This window comes from Arenibacter catalasegens, from assembly GCF_002909235.1.
Lineage (GTDB): Bacteria > Bacteroidota > Bacteroidia > Flavobacteriales > Flavobacteriaceae > Arenibacter > Arenibacter catalasegens.
Genome location: NZ_PHQQ01000029.1, coordinates 44,839 through 69,675 on the forward strand (window position 1 = coordinate 44,839; position 24,837 = coordinate 69,675).

At 38.4% G+C, this 24,837-nt stretch carries 22 protein-coding genes, 1 tRNA gene and 1 pseudogene; 7 read left to right on the forward strand and 17 right to left on the reverse strand.

All coding sequences use genetic code 11. The features are described 5' to 3' along the window. Positions 1-2 precede the first annotated feature (2 nt). The 3 genes from CWD90_RS19265 (at position 3) to CWD90_RS19275 (ending at position 7,340) form a co-directional block, all read left to right on the forward strand. Positions 3-1,739 (forward strand): SusD/RagB family nutrient-binding outer membrane lipoprotein, encoded by a 1,737-nt coding sequence (locus tag CWD90_RS19265; RefSeq protein ID WP_103477697.1) that lies wholly within the window; start codon positions 3-5, stop codon positions 1,737-1,739. Between the two features lie 487 nt (positions 1,740-2,226). Continuing rightward, the gene (locus CWD90_RS19270) at positions 2,227-5,595 is read left to right on the forward strand and encodes a SusC/RagA family TonB-linked outer membrane protein (RefSeq protein ID WP_103477698.1); all 3,369 of its coding nucleotides are present in this window, start codon (positions 2,227-2,229) and stop codon (positions 5,593-5,595) included. Between the two features lie 11 nt (positions 5,596-5,606). Continuing rightward, positions 5,607-7,340: a SusD/RagB family nutrient-binding outer membrane lipoprotein gene (locus tag CWD90_RS19275; RefSeq protein ID WP_103477699.1), complete on the forward strand. Its 1,734-nt coding sequence runs from the start codon at positions 5,607-5,609 to the stop codon at positions 7,338-7,340. 190 nt (positions 7,341-7,530) lie between these two features. Here the strand turns inward: CWD90_RS19275 and CWD90_RS19280 are convergent, their stop codons facing one another. From CWD90_RS19280 to CWD90_RS19310, 7 genes are all read right to left on the reverse strand, one after another. Continuing rightward, complete coding sequence (locus tag CWD90_RS19280) at positions 7,531-8,121, reverse strand: RNA polymerase sigma factor (protein WP_103477700.1); 591 nt, start codon at positions 8,119-8,121, stop codon at positions 7,531-7,533. Positions 8,122-8,484: 363 nt separating this feature from the next. Beyond that, the gene (locus CWD90_RS19285; protein WP_103477701.1) at positions 8,485-9,660 is read right to left on the reverse strand and encodes an acyl-CoA dehydrogenase family protein; all 1,176 of its coding nucleotides are present in this window, start codon (positions 9,658-9,660) and stop codon (positions 8,485-8,487) included. Positions 9,661-9,735: 75 nt separating this feature from the next. Beyond that, on the reverse strand, positions 9,736-10,449 hold the full coding sequence (locus CWD90_RS19290) for a tRNA1(Val) (adenine(37)-N6)-methyltransferase (protein WP_103477702.1): 714 nt from the start codon (positions 10,447-10,449) through the stop codon (positions 9,736-9,738). 42 nt (positions 10,450-10,491) lie between these two features. Further along, positions 10,492-11,919, reverse strand: coding sequence for a sulfatase family protein (locus tag CWD90_RS19295; protein WP_103477703.1), 1,428 nt, complete (start codon positions 11,917-11,919; stop codon positions 10,492-10,494). 137 nt (positions 11,920-12,056) lie between these two features. Then, a complete protein-coding gene (locus CWD90_RS19300; RefSeq protein ID WP_103477704.1) occupies positions 12,057-12,644 on the reverse strand; it encodes an SET domain-containing protein in 588 nt (195 codons plus the stop codon). Between the two features lie 192 nt (positions 12,645-12,836). Then, positions 12,837-13,364: a ribosome maturation factor RimM gene (rimM, locus tag CWD90_RS19305; protein WP_103477705.1), complete on the reverse strand. Its 528-nt coding sequence runs from the start codon at positions 13,362-13,364 to the stop codon at positions 12,837-12,839. Positions 13,365-13,377: 13 nt separating this feature from the next. Further along, positions 13,378-13,965 (reverse strand): 30S ribosomal protein S16, encoded by a 588-nt coding sequence (locus tag CWD90_RS19310; protein WP_103477706.1) that lies wholly within the window; start codon positions 13,963-13,965, stop codon positions 13,378-13,380. A 223-nt stretch (positions 13,966-14,188) separates the two neighbouring features. Here CWD90_RS19310 and dnaE point away from each other — a divergent pair, with 223 nt between their 5' ends. The 4 genes from dnaE (at position 14,189) to CWD90_RS19330 (ending at position 20,376) form a co-directional block, all read left to right on the forward strand. Continuing rightward, positions 14,189-18,625 (forward strand): DNA polymerase III subunit alpha, encoded by a 4,437-nt coding sequence (gene dnaE, locus CWD90_RS19315; RefSeq protein WP_103477707.1) that lies wholly within the window; start codon positions 14,189-14,191, stop codon positions 18,623-18,625. A 152-nt stretch (positions 18,626-18,777) separates the two neighbouring features. After that, positions 18,778-19,095, forward strand: a complete 318-nt coding sequence (gene trxA, locus CWD90_RS19320; RefSeq protein ID WP_103441521.1) for a thioredoxin — start codon at positions 18,778-18,780, stop codon at positions 19,093-19,095. A 203-nt stretch (positions 19,096-19,298) separates the two neighbouring features. After that, a complete protein-coding gene (locus CWD90_RS19325) occupies positions 19,299-20,228 on the forward strand; it encodes a DUF58 domain-containing protein (protein WP_103477708.1) in 930 nt (309 codons plus the stop codon). Positions 20,229-20,302: 74 nt separating this feature from the next. Next, a tRNA-Asp gene (locus tag CWD90_RS19330) sits at positions 20,303-20,376 on the forward strand. Between the two features lie 110 nt (positions 20,377-20,486). On the opposite strand, the pseudogene CWD90_RS19335 reads toward CWD90_RS19330, so the two are convergent. From CWD90_RS19335 to CWD90_RS19380, 10 genes and pseudogenes are all read right to left on the reverse strand, one after another. After that, positions 20,487-20,693: pseudogene (locus CWD90_RS19335) on the reverse strand (transposase); the annotation flags it as partial. A 136-nt stretch (positions 20,694-20,829) separates the two neighbouring features. After that, positions 20,830-21,111: a type II toxin-antitoxin system YafQ family toxin gene (locus CWD90_RS19340; protein ID WP_103477709.1), complete on the reverse strand. Its 282-nt coding sequence runs from the start codon at positions 21,109-21,111 to the stop codon at positions 20,830-20,832. Between the two features lie 9 nt (positions 21,112-21,120). Continuing rightward, positions 21,121-21,360: a hypothetical protein gene (locus CWD90_RS19345; protein ID WP_103477710.1), complete on the reverse strand. Its 240-nt coding sequence runs from the start codon at positions 21,358-21,360 to the stop codon at positions 21,121-21,123. Between the two features lie 303 nt (positions 21,361-21,663). Then, on the reverse strand, positions 21,664-21,975 hold the full coding sequence (locus tag CWD90_RS19350; protein ID WP_103477711.1) for a hypothetical protein: 312 nt from the start codon (positions 21,973-21,975) through the stop codon (positions 21,664-21,666). Between the two features lie 49 nt (positions 21,976-22,024). Then, positions 22,025-22,213, reverse strand: a complete 189-nt coding sequence (locus tag CWD90_RS19355; protein WP_103477712.1) for a hypothetical protein — start codon at positions 22,211-22,213, stop codon at positions 22,025-22,027. A 19-nt stretch (positions 22,214-22,232) separates the two neighbouring features. Continuing rightward, complete coding sequence (locus CWD90_RS19360) at positions 22,233-22,643, reverse strand: hypothetical protein (protein ID WP_103477713.1); 411 nt, start codon at positions 22,641-22,643, stop codon at positions 22,233-22,235. A 51-nt stretch (positions 22,644-22,694) separates the two neighbouring features. Continuing rightward, positions 22,695-23,183, reverse strand: coding sequence for a hypothetical protein (locus CWD90_RS19365; RefSeq protein ID WP_157941279.1), 489 nt, complete (start codon positions 23,181-23,183; stop codon positions 22,695-22,697). An 85-nt stretch (positions 23,184-23,268) separates the two neighbouring features. Next, positions 23,269-23,589: a hypothetical protein gene (locus tag CWD90_RS19370; protein ID WP_103477715.1), complete on the reverse strand. Its 321-nt coding sequence runs from the start codon at positions 23,587-23,589 to the stop codon at positions 23,269-23,271. Beyond that, a complete protein-coding gene (locus tag CWD90_RS19375) occupies positions 23,590-23,901 on the reverse strand; it encodes a hypothetical protein (RefSeq protein ID WP_103477716.1) in 312 nt (103 codons plus the stop codon). Between the two features lie 3 nt (positions 23,902-23,904). Continuing rightward, positions 23,905-24,819: an AbiU2 domain-containing protein gene (locus CWD90_RS19380; protein WP_103477717.1), complete on the reverse strand. Its 915-nt coding sequence runs from the start codon at positions 24,817-24,819 to the stop codon at positions 23,905-23,907. Positions 24,820-24,837: the final 18 nt, after the last annotated feature.

Genomic DNA, 24,837 nt, shown 5'->3' on the forward strand with positions numbered 1-24,837 from the left:
AGATGACTAGAATAAAGAATAATATAATTGCACTGTTACTGCCAATGGTAGTACTTTTTGCTACATCGTGCTCCGAATCTTTGGAGGAGATAAATGTAAGCCCTAATAGTTTGCCGGATACTGAGATAGACATTAAATTCGTTCTTACCGGTATTTTGTCCCAATCTGCAACGATGACTTCTGAGCTTAATATGGGTGCGGCAGAGATTACTGCTACCACCCAATATTTGCAACGTGATTTTACGAGTTACGACCGATTTAATTTTAATTGGCAGGCTTCGAGTTATGCTGGCTATTACGAACCTTTAAAAGATAGTAAATATATCTTCGATCGGGCAGAGAAGGAAAAGACAGGGAAGGTAAAAGATTACTATCAGGGGGTTGCACTAATCATGAAATCTTATTGGTATGGGATGTTAACGTCTCTTTTTGGTGATTTGCCTTATACGAATGCCCTATTAGCAGAAAATGGAGGGGAGGAATTTTTTAAACCCGTATATGATGATCAACTGACCATTTTTAAGGGAATAATAAATGATTTGGCAGAAGCAAATACCCTTCTAAAGGGAGCCGGGGTCATTCAAGAAGTTGCTGATGCAGACCTTGTATATCATGGGGATGCCTTGAAGTGGAGAAAGTTTGCAAATTCTTTACGCCTAAGGTATTACATGCGTTTATCAGAAAAGGGAGGTATCGATATTAATCCAGCTGCAGAAATTTCAGCTATAGTAGGGAATAGTGCTGAGTATCCTATTTTAGCAAACAATGACGACAATGCGGGCATTGCATTTGTGGGAACTAATAGCGATAACAGTTGGTACGGAGGCCCCTTAAGAAGTAGTAACCGCTCTGAATTTTATCGTAGAAAACCATCAGCTACCATTGTTGATGATTTGACCGCCCTGGGCGATCCAAGACTAACATCTTGGGTGAGACCAGTAGATGTTCAAATTTTTGAGGGGGCCACCGATGAAATTGTAGAGGAAAGTGGCGTGTTAAAACGATATACCACTGTAGATGTTAACGCAATAAATAATGATGGAAATAAGGAGAACGATTTGAATACCTCCCTTTTTGTTGGTTTGCCAGTTGCCTTAACGGATCCTAATCAATTTCAGAAATTTGCGGATGGTATCAATGCTAATGAGGTAATTGCGACTCTAGATGGAAGCGTCTATCTTGCTGCGGCATCTAACCCTCATGCTTCGTATCTAACTGAAATGTACGCAGAGGATGCCAATCCAATGGTAAAGTCAGTACTAATGAATGCTGCTGAGGTACAATTTATCTTGGCTGAGGCAAGTGTTCGAGGGTGGGTATCTAACAGTGCCTTAGATTATTACAATAGTGGTATTCAATTGTCAATGGGGCAGTATGGAATTTCGGACGGAGATCCATCTGCGGTGTATGATAAAGCGAACAACACCCTTATTCCTTTTGATCAAGGAGTGTATATGGCACAGGCACAACAAATCTTTAATGATGCCTCAGATAAAATGGAGCCTATTATGCACCAAAAATGGATTTCTCAATGGCTTACTCCTGAATCATGGTTCGATTGGCGTAGAACAGGACTTCCAAATTTAAGTGTCAACATTATAGCAGGGACTAAGGGACAAGAGATTCCTGTTAGGTTTTATTATGATGATCCTTTTAATGAAGAGAATATGTTGCAAGCAATTGGTAAATTGCAGCCTGCTGAAAACGATCAGTGGTCTAAAATGTGGCTACTGCAATAGTATACTTTTTTAACAATATTTTACCCAGGCTTGGTTGCAAATTGCATCCAGGCCTGGTTTTTTTTGAGGTATTCCTGACCTAAATATGTTATTTTTTAGGGAGCCAATAATTATTTTTAGGTAAAATTTTGAATAAAGTAAAAATTAATTGTTATTATTGCTTAATCGTTAAAGCGATATTGTTGTAGATTAGGTCCGGATTTAACAATAAGTTAATATTAATTTGCTTAATCGTTAAAGCTATTTTGTTCTGAAACACTTAACATTGTATCGGAAATTGGAGAGGGAAGATGGAGTACTAATACAATTATTATCTAAGCTGATACTTAAAATCCGATTGCATAAAATAATAGTAGAACCAACCTGTAAATTGAAAAATATATGAAATAGACCAAATGAATACCAACACATTATAATAATTGGAAAATACGCGAACACTTTCCGATTAAGAGTAATTAAATACCCAACAAATAATCCACACTAAATTATGAAAAACCTTATTAATGTTAGGAGTAGGCGGTCTTGCCCTCCTAAAAACAATTTAAAAATTAAGCTTACTATTTTGCTGTTCTACGGTGCTCTTTTCAATATTAGTGCACACGTGTATGAAAATAGCGAGTCCATACTTTTTGGACCTGAAATCATTAGTAGCGAATTAGGAGCCTTAGAAATTGCTGCGCAACAAATTGAAATATCCGGAACTGTAAAAGATGTTGACGGAGAGGTGTTGCCAGGAGCAAACATTGTTTTAAAAGGAACATCAAAAGGGGTGGTGTCAGATTTTGACGGAAACTTCACTATTGCTGTTCCCAATGCACAGGCCGTTCTTGTGTTTTCATACATAGGTATGGAAACCAAGGAGGTGGCAGTTGGAAATCAAACTTCCTTGGAGGTGTTACTCGATTATGCCGCTGAAAAAATGGACGAGGTCGTGGTTACGGCTTTAGGTATGAAACGAGAAAAAAAGGCTTTGGGCTATGCTGTTGCGGTAGTAGAGGCTGAAACATTAAATCAGCAGCCCAATACAAATGTATTGAGCGGCCTATCTGGTAAAATGTCTGGCGTTCAAATAAACGAAATGGGGGGTGACATTAATGCTAAAATGAATGTGATTATTAGAGGTCAGACCTCTTTGACAAGCAACAACGAGCCCCTGCTTGTTATTGATGGCTCACCTGTGGGCAATACTGATGCGATGGCTGATATAAGCTCTTTGGATATAGCCAGTGTTTCGGTACTAAAAGGAGCGAGCGCTGCTGCCCTATATGGTTCAAGAGCTGGTAACGGGGTAATTCTTATTACTACTAATTCTGGTGAGGGCGCTAAAAAAGGCATCGGAGTTTCGTTCACACAGAGTACAACTCTTAGTGTACCCTATAATTATTTTGAATTACAGAACACCTTTACTACGGGTCAAAAGGGTCAGTTTAACGAATCGTCTTGGCAGTATTGGTATGGTGCAAGAGCAGGTGTTGAAGCAGTGCAATGGAATACCGATGGGCAACCCCAACCTTTAGTAATGTATGATAATAGTTTACGAGATTTCTTTCAAACAGGGCTATCGACCCAAACGGATGCCAGTATAAGTGGAAATTATGATCGTGGCAGTTTTAATTTTTCCATTAACCACATGAAAAGTGATGGAATTACTCCTGGAATGGAGTTGAAAAGACTTGGATTTTCGTTGGCGACTAGCTATAAGATAACGGACAAGGTAAAATTCACTACCAATATTACTATTTCTAAGCCTACATCAGATAATTTACCATTAACGAACAATGGAAGTGATGATATTTATATGGATATTTTCGCTAACGCACCGCATGTGAATATTAATGACCTAAAAGATTATTGGGAAGTAGAAGGTTCGCAACAAAGGAGAGCTGGAGCTCTTCCTAATAATCCATGGTTCTCTGCCTATGAAAGAGACAGAACCTTAGATCAGATCCGTGGCTTTGGAAATGTGCGGTTGGATATTGATCTTTTGCCTGGTTTAACAGCTATGGGCCGAGTATCATTTAGTGCTAATAATGAGAAGATTGAGTCAATTTATCCTTGGTCTTATGACGGATTTGGTAGTTCTGCCGTAAAACCATTTGGGGCATACGAACAAACGAAGCTCGATGAAAGAGAGACCAATGTAGATTTCTTATTCTCTTATGATAAAAAAGTAGGTGACTTTAGAATTAACCCTTCTGTTGGTGGAAACTATTTGAATAGCAGAAATACAAGCCTTTATGGAGGTGGTGATGTTCTTACATTACCGGCCTTATATACTCTGTCCAATGTAGCCAGGCCGGGGCTGGGTTATAACTCAGGCGTATTCGAAAAGGAAATTTACAGTCTGTACGGATTGGCATCCTTAAGTTTTAAGGAAATGGTTTACCTAGATTTAACGGCACGTAACGATTGGTCGAGTACACTACCAAAAGAAAATAGATCTTATTTCTATCCGTCGGCCTCGCTAAGTATGTTAATTTCAGAAATGACTCAGATGCCTAGTTGGGTATCCTTGTTCAAACTTAGAACGGGTTGGGCAGAAGTTGGAAAGGATACAGATCCGTATTCAATAAATCCAATATTGAATCAAACTTTTTGGGGTAACGATATTCAATACTCCGTACCGGGTAGTTTGCCGAACACTGCGCTTAAGCCAGAAGTAGCGACTTCTTATGAAGTTGGGGCCGACTTAGGTTTCTTTAATAATCGGATTGTATTTGAAGGAACTTGGTATAAGACACAAAATAGGAACCAAATTATTGGGGTAACAACATCGCCTATGTCTGGTTTTAGTAGTGCTACGATTAATGCTGGTAATGTTGAGAACACTGGAATAGAATTGGCTTTGAATACGGTGCCTGTGCGAACAGCGAATTTAGAATGGAATTTAGGTGTTAACTTTACCAAACAGGAAAGTAGATTAGTAGAATTAGTAGAAGGTATTGATAGAATTGGTGTAGGTAACGCGGGAAGCTTAACACAACAGACCTTTGTTGGCGGTGTTATTGGCGACCTTTATTCAACCAGCGTGTTAAGAGTCGAATCAGGCGAATACGAGGGCTGGCCCATACTCAATAATAATGGGGGCTTAACATTTCAGAAAGACAACGCACTTAAACCAAAGGTGGGCAAGAGTACGAATGACTTTACCATGGGATTGAATACTTCTGTAAAGTATAAGAATTTCACATTGTCAGCTAATCTTGATTGGCGACAAGGTGGTAATTTCTACTCCGAAACCATGAAGAGAACATCACGTTCTGGTTGGGTTGATAAATGGCAAGGTGATGCCGGTACTTTTAGCGGAATTTTGGGTTCCAATTCTTTTAACGGTGATGGAACTGCTCTTGCTAATGAAATTAAATCGAATCCTACCAAATACCAAGCTGATAATGTTTGGGTAGGGGGAAGAGATGCTCAAACAGGTGGTTTTCCTTATAACGGGTTTGACAATGGTTCTTTTTGGCCTGGGGTAGTAGATAATGGCGATGGTACTTATGCCGAGAACTTTGGTGGTCCTGGAACCGTGTTGTTCGATGCTTATAAAGTCGTGGAACCAGGTGGTGGATTATGGGATGTGGGATCTTCCTTTATGTATGATCTCTCTTTTGTTAAGTTAAGAAATATTACGCTCACCTATGATCTGCCTCAAAAATTTGCCTCAAAAATTTCGGCTCAAAGGATTTCATTCTCTGTTTTTACAAAGAATATTATGATATGGAATGCAGCTGATATTGGTATAGATCCTGAACTTGCCTATTATCAAAATGGCGGTTCATACGACATAGGAAAAGAAAAATGGAACGCCCTCCCATGGGTTGCTCCCGTAGGATTTACAATTAATTTGACATTTTAAATAGATAAAAAATGAAAAAGATATATAAAACTTTAAGATGGTCCATTCTATCAATGAGTATGCTTGCCGTGTGCTCTTGTAGTGATTCGCTAGACGAGACCAATATTAGCTCCAATACCCTGCCGGAGAGTAAGATAGACGTTAGATTTGTTCTAACGGATGTGCTAACCTCTACAGCTAAAAATGAGGTAGAAACCAATTACAAAGCTAGAGAGGTAAGTGCTGGGAGCCAATACCTGCAGCGTGATAATGTTGACTTCTATAGTTTCTATTTTGTTTGGGATACCAAAAATTTTAATAGTTTCTACCCGATCTTAACTAATAGTCAATATATTTATGACCGTGCGGAAACGGAGAAGGAAGGTGATGAAAAAAAGTATTACCAAGCGGTATCCCTTATTATGAAGTCATATACGTATGGTTTTTTGACTTCAACCTTTGGTGATATCCCATACTCAGAAGCCATAAAAGGCGAGGAGAGAGGTGATGCCTTTGTGCCGAAATACGATGCGCAAGAAGATGTTTTCTTGGGCATATTATCAGACCTTTCAACAGCAAATGATATGCTAAAAGGTGTTGGCACCATTGGTATTGCGTCTAACGCAGACGTGGTTTTTCAAGGTGACGGTCAAAAGTGGCGAAAATTTGCCAATTCATTACGCTTGAGATATTGTATGCGTTTATCAGAAAAAACACTTACAGGCTTGGATCCTTCGGCGGAGATAGCGTCTATAGTCAACAATCCTACTGAAAACCCTATTATGACGGATATTAGTGATAATGCTGCGGTAAAATGGGTAGGCTCTGCTTCTGACAACAGCTTTCCTGGGGGACCACTTTCGTATACTTTTCGATCAGAATTCTATAGAAGAAAACCTTCTGCTACTATTGTTAAGGATCTTATCGAATTAAAAGATCCAAGATTAACGACTTGGATAAGACCGGTAGATGTTCAAATTTTTCCTGGTGCTACTGATGGTGTGGAGTTGGTTGATGGTAGGGTAGGGCGAAACACTACGGTAGATATTGCTGCTAGAAATGCCGATTCAGATTTGACCAATGATGTCAATACTTCGTTGTTCGTTGGACTTGGGGTTGCGCTAAGTGCACCCAATGATTATAACATGGGAAATACGGTTACCGATGTTCGTTCCGGTATTACAGCGCTGGATCCAGATATATATTTGGGAGATTCATCTAACCCACATATCTCTTATCTAACCAATATATATTCTGAGAATGCGAATGAACTGTCTGCAGCTATGTTTATGAGCAGCGGCGAAACCCAATTTATTTTGGCGGAAGCGAGCGAACGAGGTTGGATTGGTGGTAACCCTGTGGATTACTACCTTAGCGGAATTGAACTTTCTTTTGATCGCTGGCAAATTGCTGACGGTGCCAGCTCAGCGGTATACGATGAAGGCAGCGATTCTCTAGTGGCTTTTGATAAGGCCGCTTATATGGCCAATGCCCAATCAATTTACACCAATGCAACAGATAAAATGGTGCCTATTATGCATCAAAAATGGATTGCAGGCTGGTTGACAGGTGAAGCTTGGTTTGACTGGAGAAGGACAGGCTTGCCAGAATTGGAAAAGAATGTCATTCAGGGTGCAAAAGGGCAAGATATACCTAAAAGACAAATCTTGTCGGATCCCTTTAATGAAGCTAATTTAACCCTAGCTACTGGCAGATTGCAACCTGCTGTGAATGATCCATGGTCCCTAATGTGGTTATTACAATAATCTATAGCCAAGTCGTTTGAGATAGTTTTCCAGACCTGTATGCCGTGCGCATGCAGGTCTGGTTTTTTTGTGAAATATTCTTGTTGATGGTAAAGACTATTGGATTATATACTAAATCTTGGTGCGGATGCATCCTTAGTTTAGGTTACAATCTTCCCTTTAGTGTAGTAGAAGTAGAATTGATCTTGGATTAGGCCAATTTAGCCATAGAGAGGAACATCAAAACCAATTTCTTTATTTTGACCTCCGTTCCTTTTCTAATTATGTTGTAGGCATTGGTAATTTGGTATTCAACTGTTTTAATGGATATATTTAAATATTCAGCTATTTCGATATTGGTTAAACCATCTTGCTTACTCAGTAAAAAAACCTGCTTGCATTTTGTGGGTAAATGCTCCACTTCCTTTTTTATGAGCCTTATTTTATCTTCTAGAAGTTGACTATTGGTATCGTCCACTGCAATATTTACCGCATTCCAATATGCCTCATCCAATGAAGTGGTGGGTTTATTTTTTCGGATATTGTCAATAAATTCATTGTAAACCGATTTGTACAAAAGGCCCTGAAACGATTCCCTGATATTTATATTTTGTCTGCGTTCCCACAATCGTAGAAATACATTTTGCACTATATCTTGAGCCTGTGGGTAGTCATTGCTAAGACCATAGGCGTACATCAAAAGTTTTTGGTGGTATTTGTCCATTACCAGGATAAAGGCCTTCTCCTCTCCGGCTATGAGTTGTTCAACTAGAACTACGGTATTTTGATTTGTATTGGTCATTAGGGGGATGATTGTCCAGGTTCTAAAATTGGTGCAAGGAACTTAAAAACTAAGGATCCAAAGTTGCTTCATTGTTAATAAATCAATATATATATAGGTAAATATTATCTATATGATAGGTTAATATACTTAATTTTTGATTTTAAAAAAAATATATTCAACTTATCCTAGATTTTCCTAATTCTATGAATTTATATTTGGTAAGGTTACGCTTGGATTGGGCATAGAACTCCCCAACTTGCTGATCGAGAAAACCTGTTCAAAGACGCACTTTGATTGGGTGTAAATTTGCCTATATCACAAAAATAGCATTAAGGTTCCTTAATGCTATTTTTGATATTTTTTCAGCTAATGTTGTACTAATTAAAAAGCAGGAAGGCCTGTGATGTCGGCACCGGTAATTAATAAGTGAATATCGTGAGTGCCCTCATAGGTGATAACACTTTCAAGATTCATCATATGGCGCATAATACTATATTCTCCTGTGATTCCCATAGCACCCAGAACTTGTCTGGCCTCACGCGCTATCTTTATGGCCATGTCCACATTATTGCGTTTGGCCATTGAGATTTGGGCCGTGGTGGCACGTCCTTCGTTTTTTAATTGCCCTAATCGAAAGGCCAGCAATTGTGCTTTGGTGATTTCCGTAATCATCTCCGCCAATTTTTTTTGTTGGAGTTGGGTAGCGGCAATGGGTTTCCCAAATTGTATACGTTCTTTGGCGTACCTTAAAGCGGTATCATAACAATCCATTGCTGCGCCAATGGCACCCCAGGCTATCCCGTAACGGGCAGAATCCAAACAACCCAATGGTGCTCCAAGACCACTTTTCCCGGTCAACAGATTTTCCTTGGGAACTTTTACGTTGTCAAAAATTAATTCTCCTGTGGCGGATGCGCGTAAAGACCATTTATTATGGGTCTCAGGGGTAGTAAAGCCTTCCATTCCCCGTTCCACAATAAGGCCATGTATACGGCCCTCTTCGTTTTTTGCCCACACTATGGCTATGTCCGCAAAAGGTGAATTGGATATCCAGAGTTTGGCTCCATTTAGAAGAAAATGATCTCCCATGTCCTTAAATCTGGTTTCCATCCCACTTGGATTGGAACCATGATTTGGTTCTGTTAACCCAAAACATCCCATAAATTCCCCAGAAGCTAGTTTGGGGAGGTATTTCTTTCGTTGTTCTTCACTGCCGTATGTGAAAATAGGATACATTACCAAAGAAGACTGTACAGAGGCGGTGGAACGTACTCCGCTATCACCTCGTTCTATTTCTTGCATAATGAGGCCGTAACTTATTTGGTCCAATCCGGCCCCGCCATACTCCTCTGGGATATAAGGTCCAAAGGCACCAATTTCTGAAAGCCCTTTAATAATTTGTTTTGGAAATTCTGCCTTTTGGGCATATTCTTCTATTATGGGAGATATATCGCGTTTAACCCATTGTCTGGCTGCATCACGTACCAATTTATGTTCTTCAGATAAAAGATCATCTAAATTGTAATAATCGGGTGCTTCAAATAAATCTGGTCGCATAGAATGGGTTTTAGAATCAAAAGTAAACAAATTAAGGATTATTTTTTAAAAATATAACACGCGGAAGTATTATTGTTACATTTTTAAATAATAATCTTTGGTAAGCTCAATGTATTCCTGGGTGTATTTGTGTCGCTCTAATTCAATAGTCAGATCGTTCGTGCTAACCGATATATTCCCAAACTGGAATTCAATTAAACTGCGCTTTAATTCCGAATCAGGATTTCCTTTTACTCTTGTTATCCGTTTTGGGAATAGGTTAAAAATACGCGCCTTTTCCAAAAATACTTGCTCTTCCTTGTAGGGAATAATAGTTGAAAAGGTCCCATTATTGGACATTAACTTAGCAACGCCACTCAATAGTTCCTCAAAAGGTAAGGATTGATTCTGCCTGGCCAAATCTCTGGATTCATCTCCACTTGAGACCATTTCTGAATAGAATGGTGGATTGGAAACAATAAGGTCGTATTCGTCGTCCAGTTCATCAACAAACTCATCTAGGGCGGCGTGGTAACAGAATAAGCGATCGGCCCAATCAGAGCTTTCAAAATTGTCCATGCATTGCTCATAGGCGTCTTCATTGATCTCTATGGCGTCAACAGTATCGGCATTGCTTCTTTGTGCTAACATCAAAGCAATAACACCAGTTCCAGAGCCTATATCTAAAATTGACTCAGGTTGGTGCTGTAGCGAAGTCCATGCCCCCAACAAAACTCCATCGGTTCCCACTTTCATGGCACAGCGATCCTGATGAATTTGGAATTGTTTAAACTGGAAAGGTTTGGTCATAAAAATTTTGATTTTAAGTTCGCCTTTAGAAGACGGTTTTACTTACTCTATTTTTCCTGCCTCTCTATTTTTGGTGCCTTCCAGATCCAGCAAGGAATCTCCCAATTCGTGCCGCATTTCATTGGCTAGTAGCTTTATTTTGTCAACTACTTCAAGGTAATTCTCTGCTACATTGTTGGTTTCACTAATGTCTGATGTAACATCATAAAGTTCTATTTCATCCATTTCTATCATTTTATATTCCCTGGGGAGTCCATCCTTCCCGGGTTCTTGGCCGTCCATGGTCCTATAGGTATGTGGAAAGTACATTTTCCATTTTCCATAACGCACGCCCATAAGTTCGTTTACTCTATAGTAAAAGAAATAAGCTTCTTGTGGGCTCTCCTCGCTTTCCCCAGAGAAAAGGGACCAGGCGCTTTTGCCGTCGATGGTTAAATTGGGAAGTCGGGCGCCAGTAATTTCTGCAATGGTGGGTAAAATATCGATGGCCATTACCGGTACGTCTATTGTTTTTCCGGGGGTTAGCTTGTTGGGGTAGCGCATAATAAAGGGTTCCCGTTGTGCGCCTTCCCATGCCGTACCTTTGCCTTCCCTAAATGGTAGTGCACTGCCAGCATGGTTGCCATAGGACAACCAAGGCCCATTGTCCGATGTAAAGATTACTACCGTATTATCTTCCAAGCCATTCTTTTTTAAGGCAGCCAAGATCTGGCCCACGGACCAGTCGATTTCCATTATTACATCTCCATATAGGCCCCTTTTCGATTTTCCTTTGAATTTATCGGAAACAAAAAGTGGTACATGTGGTTGTGGGTGGGGTACATATAAGAAGAAAGGATTGTGTTTGTTTCTATTGATAAAATCTACACTTCTTTCCGTTATTTGCGTGGTAAGTTGGGACTGATCGGTAAGCGTGTCCAGTACAATTTCATTTTCATATAATGGAAGAGGGCCAAAATTGAATACTGTGCCTTGTTGTGGGTGGTAAGGCCACATGTCATTAGAGTAGGGGATGCCAAAAAATTCATCAAAACCATGTCTTGTAGGCAAGAATTGTGGACTATCGCCTAAGTGCCATTTCCCGAAAATTGCCGTTTTATATCCAATGCGTTTAAGCATTTCTGCTAAAGTCATCTCAGAAGAATTTATTCCGATAGGGCTACCCGGGCCAAGTGCATTGTGTATCCCAATTCGGTTAGGGTAACAACCTGTTAATATACCGGCTCTGGAGGCAGAACAAATAGGTTGTGCTGAATAAAAGCTGCTAAGTCTTATCCCTTCTTGGGCCATTTGGTCCAAATTGGGGGTTTCAATGTTGGGGGAGCCAAAAACACCTACATCTTGATACCCTTGATCATCGGTGAAAATTAGAATTATGTTAGGCGGAATCTCTGGTTTCGATTCCTTTTTCTCTTCTGCACAGGAAAATATAATTAAGATAAAGAGAACTAAGGGTAAATTTTTGAACATTATTTTGGTTTTAGATGGAAGATTGCAGAACAGTTTTTGATAAAGCTAAAATAATATTTTGAATCGTTATGGTCCAATAAAGTATTGGTGCCGCACAACTTATATTGCACGGTCAGAGTTTGTATTGGTTACCTCGCTTATTGCGCTTTATAATAATTGTTTTTAATGGAATCCATCATTTTTTTTCCTTCAGAAATAGAGGTGACCACGTTCCACTGATTGTCGGAAATCAAAGGTTTTAAAGGTTGGTCCAACTTCGGGATTTTCGGAAATACCAGTTCAAGCTTTTTGTCCCACACTTTGTAATATTTTAAAAGGTCATCAGGATATACAACCTTACGTTTGGTGCCTTCATCTATGCCTCTAAAGGGTTGTGGGATATTCAAATACCCGTAATCATCCGTGAGCTGTTCGCCAACATGGATGTCACGTATGGCAACTTCAAAATCGTAGGCCGTTGTGAGGCAATTGGAATTAAAACTGTGGTTTACGTACCGTGCATTGTCCCAACAAAGGATAAACCTACCCTTGTTGTCCCTAAAGGTGTAGGTGTCTAAAATGGTCTGATAAAGGGGTTCCAGGGATTCAAGTTCAGTTGGTGTAAATTCGCGATCTAACCTGTCCAACACCCAAGTGATAGTCCCTGCAGGAATAAATTCAGTGGCCACCACACCATAACCAACTTCCTTGTTAATGAATTGTAATTCTGTTTTAGGATGAATCATTTTATGCTATAAAATAATTGCATTAATATTGATTGGTTTACGTCTTAAATTGTTTCCGCCAGCCAATATATTTTGTCACTATTTAAAGTGGGTAAAATATTTTGGATTTGGCGCAATTAATAAGAATTGCAATAGAGAAAGATAAGTAAAATTATCTTTCGTTTTTCAACTGAAAAATAAAAGGAGTGTAGTTTAGGACAAATAAAGATCGATCAGGCCTTCCGGTGTGTCAACAAAAATGGTATTGTTTTCACGGTCAACCTTAACTATGATCTCATCCCTAACGGGTATAAGTAATTGTATATCGCCTTTTTCAACCTCAAATAGGGCTTGGGAAGTGGTATCGTTGATGCTTTGGATGATTCCTATATTCCCATGGGCCTTATCTTCCATAGCGAAACCAATTACCTCGTGGTAATAGAACTTATTACCTTTTAATTTGGGCAAAAACTTGAGGGGTAGGTAAATCTCGGAGCCCATTACTTTATCTGCGTCCGATTCATCGGCAACCTCTTCAAATCGTACCCGTAATAAACTGGATTTGTGAAGCTGACTTTTTTCAATAAAAAATGGAACCAGATTGTTTCCAAGAGAAACGAATACTGATTCCAATTTTTCGTACAATTCGGGTTCATCGGTATCCAATTTAATGAGTACCTCACCCTTAAAACTATGTTTAGAAACGATTTTACCGAGGTAGAAACATTCTTCCTTTGTCATCGTTTCTAATTAACTATTCTTTTTCTTTAGTCTCCTCTGGAGCTTCAGCTGGTGCAGCGGCCTCTTCAGCTACTACTTCAGGTGCAGCCTCTTCGGCAACTTCTTCTACTATAGGAGCAGCTTCTTCAATTACTTCTTCAGCAGGTGCCTCAGCTTCAACAGCAGCAGCAATACGTTTTTCGTTAACCTCTTTCTCAGCTTTTAAAGCTTTAGCTCTAGCGTCGGCTTCTGCTTTTGCAAGACCATCTACCTTAGAACCTACGATATTTGATTTTTCTTCCAACCAAGCGTTGAATTTTTCTTCAACTTGCTCTTCTGTCAAGGCGCCTTTACGTAAACCACCTAATAAGTGATGCTTTAAAAGTACTCCTTTGTAAGATAAAATTCTTTTTGCTGTTTCAGAAGGTTGTGCGCCATTCTGTAACCATTTTACAGAACCGTCAACATCCAATTCTATAGTTGCAGGGTTTGTGTTTGGATTGTAAATACCTAATTTTTCCAAGTATTTACCGTCTCTTTTAGCACGGGAATCCGCAGCTACTACCCAGTAAAATGGTTTTCCTTTTTTACCGTGTCTTTGTAATCTAATTCTAACTGGCATATCACATTAATTTGTAGGGTGCCCGACCCTTGGTTATTAATTCTTTTTCGCTTTTATAAGTTTAAGCGGGTGCAAATATACGCTATTTCTATTATTTGGCAATAAATATTTTGCAAATATTGTAGTAAAGGCCGAGGTTGATAACTCTTAACAAATAGCACTTTAATTATGGCCGTCGTTTTTGTAATTTTAACCCACTTTTTTAACCGCTAGGAAATTTCATATGTACCTGATTTTTGACACTGAAACCACTGGATTGCCCAAGCGTTGGGATGCGCCATATACGGATACCGACAATTGGCCACGCTGTATCCAAATAGCTTGGCAATTGCACGATGACATGGGTAATTTGATCGAAAGTCAGGATTATTTGGTGCAACCGGACGGATTTAATATTCCTTATGATGCGGAACAAATTCACGGTATTTCTACAGAATTGGCCCAACAAAGGGGTATTCCAATAGGTGAAGTATTGGAAAAATTTAATGAGGCACTTTCAAAGACAAATTTTGTAGTGGGTCAGAATGTGGGATTCGACCTTAATATTATGGGGGCCGAATTCCATCGGTACCAGGTTGAGAATTCATTACAAGAATTGCCAGTGTTGGATACCTGTACCGAACATACGGCGCAACTATGTCAGATTCCCGGGGGGCGTGGCGGTAAGTTTAAATTGCCAACCTTAACGGAACTACATCAATTTCTGTTTGGGGAGCCTTTTGGGGAAGCGCATAATGCTACGGCCGATGTGGAAGCAACCACGCGTTGTTTCTTGGAGTTGGTCCGTAAAAAGCAATACACGGCCGAGCAATTGGATGTTAAGCCGGATTATTTTAAAAATTTCTCCGAGGCCAATCCGCAGGTAATTCAGTTGATCGGTTTAAAGCACATCAATCTAAAAAAAGCATCTAAGAAAATAGCGGATGCTCTTTGGGAGAAGGATACAGGTGGAATTTCCAAGGAAGAGATCAAAAAGAATTTGGCAACTTTGGAATCGGCCAACTTTGCCCATCTTCACAATCATACACAGTTTTCTATTTTACAGTCAACAATCAGTATTCCTGCTTTGATTTCGGCAACTGCAAAAGCTAAAATGCCTGCGGTAGCGATGACGGATCATGCGAATATGATGGGGGCCTTTCATTTTGTTAGTGGGGTGATCAATCATAACAAAGGAGTGGTGGCCAGAAACGAAGAAAATATAAAGCGCTATGAGGCTACAATAAATGGTTCGTTGGAAGAGGGCCAAGAACCCTTGGAAGAACTTCCGGAACCAGAGCTGGAAATTACTCCAATAATAGGCTGTGAATTTCAAGTATGTGAAGATCATACCAATAAATCCCAAAAGGATAACGGGTATCAAATAGTGATGCTGGCCAAAAGTAAAAACGGGTATTTAAATTTGGCTAAAATGTCGTCAATTGCCTTTGTAGATGGCAAGTATTATGTTCCGCGTATTGATAAAAAGGTGATTGAGCAATACAAAGAAGATATTATTGTGCTAACCGGTAACCTTTATGGGGAAGTGCCCAGTAAGGTGCTAAATGTTGGAGAGAACCAGGCCGAAGAAGCCTTGCTTTGGTGGAAGGAGACTTTTGGGGATGACCTGTATATGGAAATTATGCGTCACGGCCAAGAAGATGAAGACCGTGTAAACCAGGTGTTGATCCAGTTTGCCCAAAAGCATAATGTTAAGTTAGTAGCAACCAACAATACCTATTATCAGGAAAAAGAAAATGCCCATGCCCACGATATTTTGCTCTGTGTAAAAGATGGTGAAAAACAGGCTACTCCCATAGGTCGTGGTCGGGGATATCGATATGGCTTGCCCAACAAGGAATATTACTTTAAGTCCTCTGACGAAATGAAGGAGCTTTTTAAGGATATTCCAGATGCCATAACCAATATTCAGGAAGTTATAGATAAGGTAGACACCTTTACCCTTGCCCGTGATGTCTTATTGCCAGCATTTGATATTCCGGAAGAATTCATATTTGAAGAAGATCTACTGGATGGAGGGAAACGTGGGGAAAATAAATACCTCCGCCATTTGACCTATGAGGGAGCAAAAAAGAGATATGGTGAAATAACACCGGAAATTGACGAGCGGCTCGATTTTGAGCTCAAGGTCATTGAGAAAACCGGATATCCAGGTTATTTCTTGATTGTTGAGGATTTTATTAGGGCAGCACGTGCTATGGATGTGTCCGTTGGCCCAGGTCGTGGATCTGCAGCAGGTTCTGCGGTTGCCTATTGTTTATGGATAACCAATTTGGATCCTATTAAGTACGATTTACTTTTTGAGCGTTTCCTAAATCCAGATCGTGTGTCCATGCCCGATATCGATATTGATTTTGATGATGAAGGCCGTGGTCGTGTAATGGATTATGTGATCAATAAATACGGTGCCAATCAAGTGGCTCAGATCATCACCTATGGTACCATGGCGGCAAAATCATCCATTCGGGATACTGCTCGTGCCTTAGATCTACCTTTGGGGGATGCCGACCGTATGGCCAAGCTGATTCCCAATATGTCCAAGCTGAAAAAGATTATTGGGGTCGATGAAAAAACGCTAAAAGCCAAATTTAATAGTGAGGAGCTTGTAAAGATCAACGAGTTGTTAGCTATTTCAGAAGGTGATGGCTTGGAATCCGAAACCCTTAACCAAGCTTATATATTGGAGGGTTCTGTTCGTAACACCGGGATCCATGCTTGTGGGGTGATTATTACGCCAGATGACATTACCAAGTTCGTACCTGTGGCCTTGGCAAAAGATTCCGACATGTATTGCACCCAGTTTGATAACTCGGTGGTGGAAAGTGCGGGCCTGTTAAAAATGGATTTCTTGGGATTAAAAACCTTGACCCTTATCAAGGATACCGTAAAAATTGTAAAAGCCAAACACGGCGTGGAGTTAGATCCAGAGAATTTTCCTTTGGATGATGTAAAGACCTACGAGCTGTTCCAGCGAGGAGAAACAGTTGGGGTGTTCCAGTATGAATCCCCCGGGATGCAAAAGCACATGCGGGCACTAAAACCTACTGTTTTTGCAGATTTAATTGCCATGAACGCTTTGTATCGTCCCGGCCCAATGGAATACATACCTAGTTTCATTGGCCGTAAACACGGTACAGAAGAAATTAATTATGACCTTGATGCCTGTGAAGAATATTTAGCGGAAACTTACGGAATTACCGTGTATCAGGAGCAAGTGATGCTCCTTTCGCAAAAGCTGGCGGATTTTACCAAAGGTGAGGCCGACGTTTTGCGAAAGGCCATGGGTAAAAAGCAAAAGTATGTTCTCGATAAAATGAAACCCCAGTTCATAAAACAGGCTTCGGAGAAAGGACATGCAGTGGATAAGTTGGAAAAAATTTGGAAAGATTGGGAAGCTTTTGCAGCTTATGCCTTTAATAAAAGTCACTCCACCTGCTATGCTTGGATAGCTTACCAGACAGCTTATTGCAAGGCACATTACCCTGCAGAATACATGGCGGCCGTACTGTCCAATAACATGAACGACATAAAGCAGGTTACCTTCTTTATGGAAGAATGTAAGCGAATGGGATTGGATGTTTTGGGGCCGGATGTAAATGAATCCTACTACAAATTTGCAGTAAACGATGCCGGAGCAGTACGTTTTGGTATGGGGGCCGTAAAAGGAGTTGGTCGAGGAGCAGTCGAAACCATTGTGGAGAATAGAAAGGAAGGAGGACATTTTAAATCTGTTTTTGATCTGGCCAAACGCATAGATCTTAGGGCTGCTAATAAGAAAGCTTTTGAAAATTTAGCGGTTGCTGGCGGTTTTGATTCCTTTGGGGATACCCATAGGGCGCAATATTTTTATGATGAAGGAGACGGAATTACCTTTTTGGAAAAGGCGATGAAATATGGGGCAAAATTCCAAGAGAACGAAAATTCCTCCCAAGTAAGTTTATTTGGTGAGGCTAGTGACGTGCAGATCCCGGAACCGGTAGTGCCCCCATGTGAAGAATGGGGAACCATGGGAAAACTGCGAAGAGAAAAGGAAGTGGTAGGCATCTATATTTCAGGTCACCCCTTGGACGATTTTAACTCGGAAATAAAGGCTTTTTGCAATGCAAGTCTTTCTAATTTAAATGATTTGGAAGCCATAGTAAATAGGGAAGTATCTTTTGCAGGGGTAATTTCCGATGTGCAGCACAGGGTTTCCAAAAATGGTAAGGGATGGGCTATGTTTACCATGGAAGATTATACGGATAGTTTCGAATTTAGAATGTTCGGGGAAGAGTATTTGAAATTTCGTCATTTCTTGATGATCAATTCTTTTGCCTATGTTAAAGTATTTGTTCGTGAAGGTTGGGTAAACAGGGATACCGGTAAAAAGGGAGATCCTAGGATGCAGTTTAATATGATTATGATGTTGCAGGAGGTAATGGAGACTTTTGCCAAAAAACTTACCATTAAGTTGGATATATCCCAGTTAAAGGAGGAAAACATTTTAGATCTTAAGGATACCCTAGTATCTCATCAGGGCAACCATCCTTTAAGTTTTGTGGTATATGAGATGGAGGAGCAGATAAAAGTAAACATGACCTGTAGAAAACAAAAAATTCAAATATCAAGTGAACTTCTCCTACAGCTAAATGAAAAAGATGTACATTACAAGTTGAATTAAGGGGCTGCTAGTTGAATTTAGATGTTGGGAATCCCTCTGTCTATAAAAACAATAGGTTTTGTCAATTCAACCATAGTCAAAACGAATATAATGTTAGTAAGGAAAAGGCAAAATAATTGTCTAAATTTGTATAATATTTAAAAAAAACAAACATGGCATTAGAAATAACAGATGCTACTTTTGATGAGGTAGTTTTAAAAAGTGATAAACCAGTAGTAGTAGATTTTTGGGCAGCTTGGTGTGGTCCTTGTAGAATGGTAGGTCCTATCATTGACGAGGTAAGTACCGAATACGATGGTAAAGCCATTGTTGGTAAGGTAGATGTAGATGCCAACCAAGAATTTGCAGCTAAATATGGAGTTAGAAATATTCCTACAGTATTGGTATTTAAGAATGGTGAAATAGTGAACAGACAGGTTGGTGTTTCCCCTAAAAAGGTGTATACCGATGCTATAGACGCATTGCTATAGAACTCACTGAATCCCGAAGAGGGAACATACTATAGATGATAAAAAAAATCCTGCTTTTAGCGGGATTTTTTATGCCTTATTTTTAATGAAGTAAATGTTGGAAAACTATAAAAATACAAGTTGCCTAAAGCTTATTTATTATGGTTTTCCATTTTTGGCATTTCTGTTTTTCAACTCGGCCATATCTTCGTTATCTTAGCGGTATGGAGCTACAATCGGAATTACATAAGTCAAGCTTGTTCCAAAACTTGGAATTATTGGCCAATCAGATAGTGGAAGGATTTATAAGTGGGATTCATAAAAGTCCCTTTCATGGGTTTTCTGCAGAATTTGCTGAGCATAAAATCTACAATAATGGGGAAAGTACCAAGCATATAGATTGGAAGTTGTTTGCTAAGACAGATAAGTTGTATACGAAACGTTATGAGGAGGAGACCAATTTGCGCTGTCATATGATCTTGGACAATTCGGCTTCCATGTATTATCCGGATATGGGTACTTTAAGCATGGGAAACCTAAATAAAATTGGTTTTGGGGTACTAGCTATAGCGGCGTTGATGAACGTTCTTAAAAGGCAGCGGGATGCCGTTGGTTTAAGTGTGTATTCTGACCAGTATAATTATTATTCCGAGGAAAAGAGTAGTGAAAGGCATCATCAAATGCTGTTAGCGAAACTAAGTGGGATAAGTCGGGATCAGAAACCGGCAAGGCAGACCGAGACATATACGTATTTGCATCAGATTGCAGAAAAAATTAAAAGAAGAAGTTTGATTGTGCTTTTTACGGATATGTTTCAATCTTCAGAGGATGACGGGAAGTTGTTCGATGCCTTGCAACATTTGAAATATAATAAACACGAAGTAATTCTTTTTCACGTTCTGGATAAGGAAACCGAATTCTCCTTTGATTTTGAAAATACCCCTAAGCGCTTTTTGGATGTGGAAACTGGGACTCATATCGATCTTTATGCCGATTCGGTAAAAGAGGCCTATGAAAAGGCAGTAAAGACTTACTTTGATGAATTGCGATTAAAATGTGCCCAGTATAAAATTAAATATGTGGAGGTAGATGTAAAGGATAGTTTCTCCCTGATAATGAACACCTTTCTGGTGGAGCGACAAAAATTTAGGTAAAAACATACATTATTTTTCGAAAATTGTTTGTGCAATTAAATAAGGGGTGTATATTTGCACTCGCTAAACGCCACGGTTCGGTAGTTCAGTTGGTTAGAATACCTGCCTGTCACGCAGGGGGTCGCGGGTTCGAGTCCCGTCCGGACCGCTAATAAAACAAGGCCCTCACAGATGTGAGGGCTTTTTTAGTTTTAGGATTGCACGTAGATTGCACGCGTATTTTAAGGGATCAAGTACAATTTCTGGGTATTTGGATATTTATGCAAATAATTGAGTTAACCTAAACAGGAAGAATTCTGTATTTCTAACGCCTCTGAATTGCGCCCTGAATACCTTTATTTTAGCATTGAATGATTCTGCGGATGCGTTTGTACTTCTATTTATAAAATAGTTCAGGATGGACCTATAATTGAGGGATATGGTATTGGCAATCGTATTGAAGGCCCGGAACCCCGTATTTTCTACGGATCAAGAACAATTATTGTGTTTATGCGCAGATTGTAGTTAGTCTATAAAGTGAATCCAATCACTTTTTATCAGAAATAATGTGTTCTTATTATCCTTACGTTGATTAATCAACTAATTATACTTTATTTTAGTTTTACCTGAATAGATCTGAATGTGAACCTATTCTAACTAAATTAATAATGTTAGGGGCTTCAATTTGGTACCAAATTATCAATAAATCTGGTCTTATGTGGCACTCCCAATTGTTCCTGTAATTCCCTTTTAATTTATGGGGCTTCATTTCGTTAGGAATACCCGAGACACCCTTTTCTTTTAGTAACTTCAAAACAGCTATTGTAAGCTCTTTATCAGTGGGGTTTTTTACTATTCTTTTTAAATCTTTTTTGAACTTTGTAGATATTACAAGTTTGTACATTTTTATTTATCATAGTGAATCCATAAAAGAATCAATATCCGTTATTTCTTCTAGTTTTTTACCGCTCATAACTTCTGCTATGGCTAGTTTAGTTTCTTCATTCGGAATCTTGCCCACGTCTTTTAACAATAGAACTTCAATGTAATTATTGAGAGTTCGTTTTTGAGCGTCCGCTTTCTCCTTTACTAATGCCAATAGTTCTTCATCGAACCTAAAGGCTGTTTGCTTAATTTTCGCTTTTGTCGTCATAACTTCTGTTTTAGCCTTACATATTATTGCCTTCAATTATTTGGCTTATTTATGGCTTTAATTATTTTGTCTGCTGACTTTACAAAGATAATAAAAAAATAACAATATGTTATTTTAAAATAACATATTGTTATAAACTAATTTTATTTAAAAATTCCAATTCTCTTTTCTCATGAATATGTTTTTCACAATAAGCACTTTCTAAACCTTGTTCCTTATCCCAAACAATTTACCACATACATAAAAAGCACAGATTCTTCTCCTTTGTATTTGCAAATAATTATATAATCGTTTAATTGAACTTTAAGCTTTGTTTAATTTTCTGATTCGGTTTGCGATTTTCTCGATGCCCTTTCGCTCTCCGGTCTCGATATATCTTGCCGCAATGGTATTGCAAGAATTGCACAACCCTTTTAAAATAACGTCATTAAGGTTATTTAGATAACTTTTATAGTTGACCAACTTTTTATTTTGGGCACCACAATTACAAAATATAGAGTTCACCGCAATTTCTATGTCCTCTTTATATGAAGGACCAAACATTATTTGCAATTGAAAGGAATCTATTTCAACTTCATCATTATAAATTATATGATTGGTTCTTTTTATGGCCATGTAATATCGTTTATTTAGACTTTATGTTTCGGGATTACTTCACCCCAATTTAGATTTTTTGATTTGGAAGCGTGCCTAAGGGTTTGGGCTCTGGAAAATCGCATGGGACTTCAATTTCCTGTTCGGGCAATAATCCACCACCAATTTTATCAATCCTTGTACATTCTTCCTCTTTTGTGCAACCAACTAATGCTAGAATAACAAAGCTTATTATGCCTTGAGCAACTTTATATCTCATGTTCTTGATAATCCTTTAATTAAACTTTATCGTTTATTTCAATTAGCTTAGAAATAACATCTAAGATTGTTTTAGCCTTCTCAGCAAGGCCGAAAAAATCATACATTTTTGGGGAAAGTTCTTTTTGAAGTTGTTCCCGCTCTACCAGATTTAAATCTTCAAAATTTCTAATCCAATTTTCAAAATAGGTTCTTCCATAAGAAGTGAGTCCCATGAATGTGTCAACAACATATCCCTCAGACTCTAGGTATTCTTCTGCTATTCTATAATTCTCGTTGGAAAAATCTTCCCCCAGCAAAGTCTTAACTTCCTGTCTTAAATTACCGTCAGGTGGATAATGAATCATACCATTATGAGAAACATATATTTTGTATAACATTATATGAACGTACAGATTTCTTTCTTCTAATAACTTTAAAATAGCATTCATTAAACCGTTTATTAAAACTTTCGTAACAATAACAACTGACTTTTTTAGTTTTTACCAATCATCTTTTTGGGAAAATTCGAAAAGCTTGGATAAATTATCTTCTAATATAGGTAAGTCCTTGGACTTAAAGCGTTTTCTAAATTCACCATTTGCATTAAGGGCATATTTCTCTATGGCTTCGATACTTCCTTCGTCGAACACTCCTACACTGGTCTGACTTTTCAACTGTAAGTTCTTGACGGTAATTCGATACCGACCTTCCTTGAATTGAATTATAAAACTACCCATCATATTTGAGGCCATGAGGTACATGCTAGCAGAACCCTGAAAGTTAATTGGAGCATTAGTAAACTTTCCAATAATTGTATCTTCAAGCAATTCTAGGTTAGAGAATTTTCCTGAGAATTTAAGCTGTTTAAGTAATGATTCAGAATTACCCTCATATTCTTTGACTGTCCTCCAAACGACCTGACCATTGTCCGCTTTAATTTGAGCAAACGCCATTGTATTGGCCAAAATTAAAAATATAATTACTTTCATAATGTCATCCTTTTTTTGAACTTTGTGATACTGAGTTATTGCTTTTCGTAGGAGCGTTGTTGTGCGAATTTATTGTAGACCCGGTTCAATTTTCAAAAATAGTCCATGACAGATTCCCTTGCTCCTTCTTATATTTCTCTATTTTTTCAATAATTGATTTTCTATGTGCGGCACCACACATAAAAATTGCTGAACTGAAATGGTTGTTGTTGCAATATGCATATATATTCTGAATCATTGGTTTTTCATAGTCTTCAATGTCCGCCTTAACTGTTTTATCCACCTCATTATTATTTAAAATCCGGCTTTCCAAAGCTCGCATCTCTTCTTGAAGATTTATACATTCTAAACTATTGAGAAATCCAAAACCATTCTCAGCCGCTAAATAATTAAAATTATCAATCAATTATTGTAGTTCTGTATTTTGACTAACTAATTTGATTTTTTTGTGAAAAGCATCTGATAGACCATTTTCACATACAGGTACATATTGAAAGAAAGTATTGTAGTTATATTTCTGAATTGCGGATATTTCCAATTTATTATGAAATACCCCATATGTCGAAAACAAATAGTTTTCATATTCTGAATAAGTTTCATCAATTGCCTCCAAAAAAATCACCTCTGGACTTAATTTATTGATAATCTTATATAGCTCTTTAGCGTTACATTTTCCAATTTCCTTATGGATCGTGCTTATGAAGGTGATATTATGCATCGTTTATTTGAACTTTTGCATGTTTAGGAAATTTTCTAAGTCCATACGGACATTATTCTTTGGTCCAGGTGGACACTCTTTTTGATATTGTTCAACACAGAGTTTGCAAAGTATATTGTATGTCATTTCTAGTAATGGTAATAAGTCACTCAATAGTGGTCTTGGGATAAGATAATTATCAAAATCATCATGCGCCACTAATTTATCTCTGATGGTCTTAAATGTTTTAATGTTGTCTTTATTCTTCAACAAAGAACTTTCAATTTCGCTCAAAGTATTGGCAGAAATATTGATGTTTCCGACAAATTTTTTATTCTTAATCCTATTCACTAAGTTCCAGAAACTATAATGATTATTTTGCCCTTCAGTTATCAATTTAGAAATTTCTAATACACAGGTTCTGGCGCAAACTATTCTTATAAATTTTAATGACATTGAATTGGATACAATTTTCATTTCTTCACCTCTATCTTTATGAAATAAGTAGTCAGCGTGATGATAGGCCTTCAAAGCAAGTTCATAGATTCGCCATGTCAATTCCAACTCATGTTCCAAAACTCCATATATATTAAGAATTGATTTTTTTTGAGTCCTATCCAACAAAATGTCGCCATTGTCATATTCTTCAGGTGCAAGTAAATGCAAAAGAGACCAAATTGGGCTTGTTATATGCGTAATACCATATGGTCTCAATGCAGATGGTCCTAGATTGAATAATTCTGGATTCAATTTGAATGCTTCAATTCCTACAATAATTTTTTTAAAAGGAATTGAAGTTTCTTGACCATTTTCGCGCTTTACATACACATAATTACTGGTCTCACGTAAATACTCAAAACTATTAAACCCTTCTACTCTTGAGATTCCACTATCACAAAAGCGCTGCAAAATTTTACCTAGTAATATATTAGAGTTCATCCTTTATTTGAACTTTTG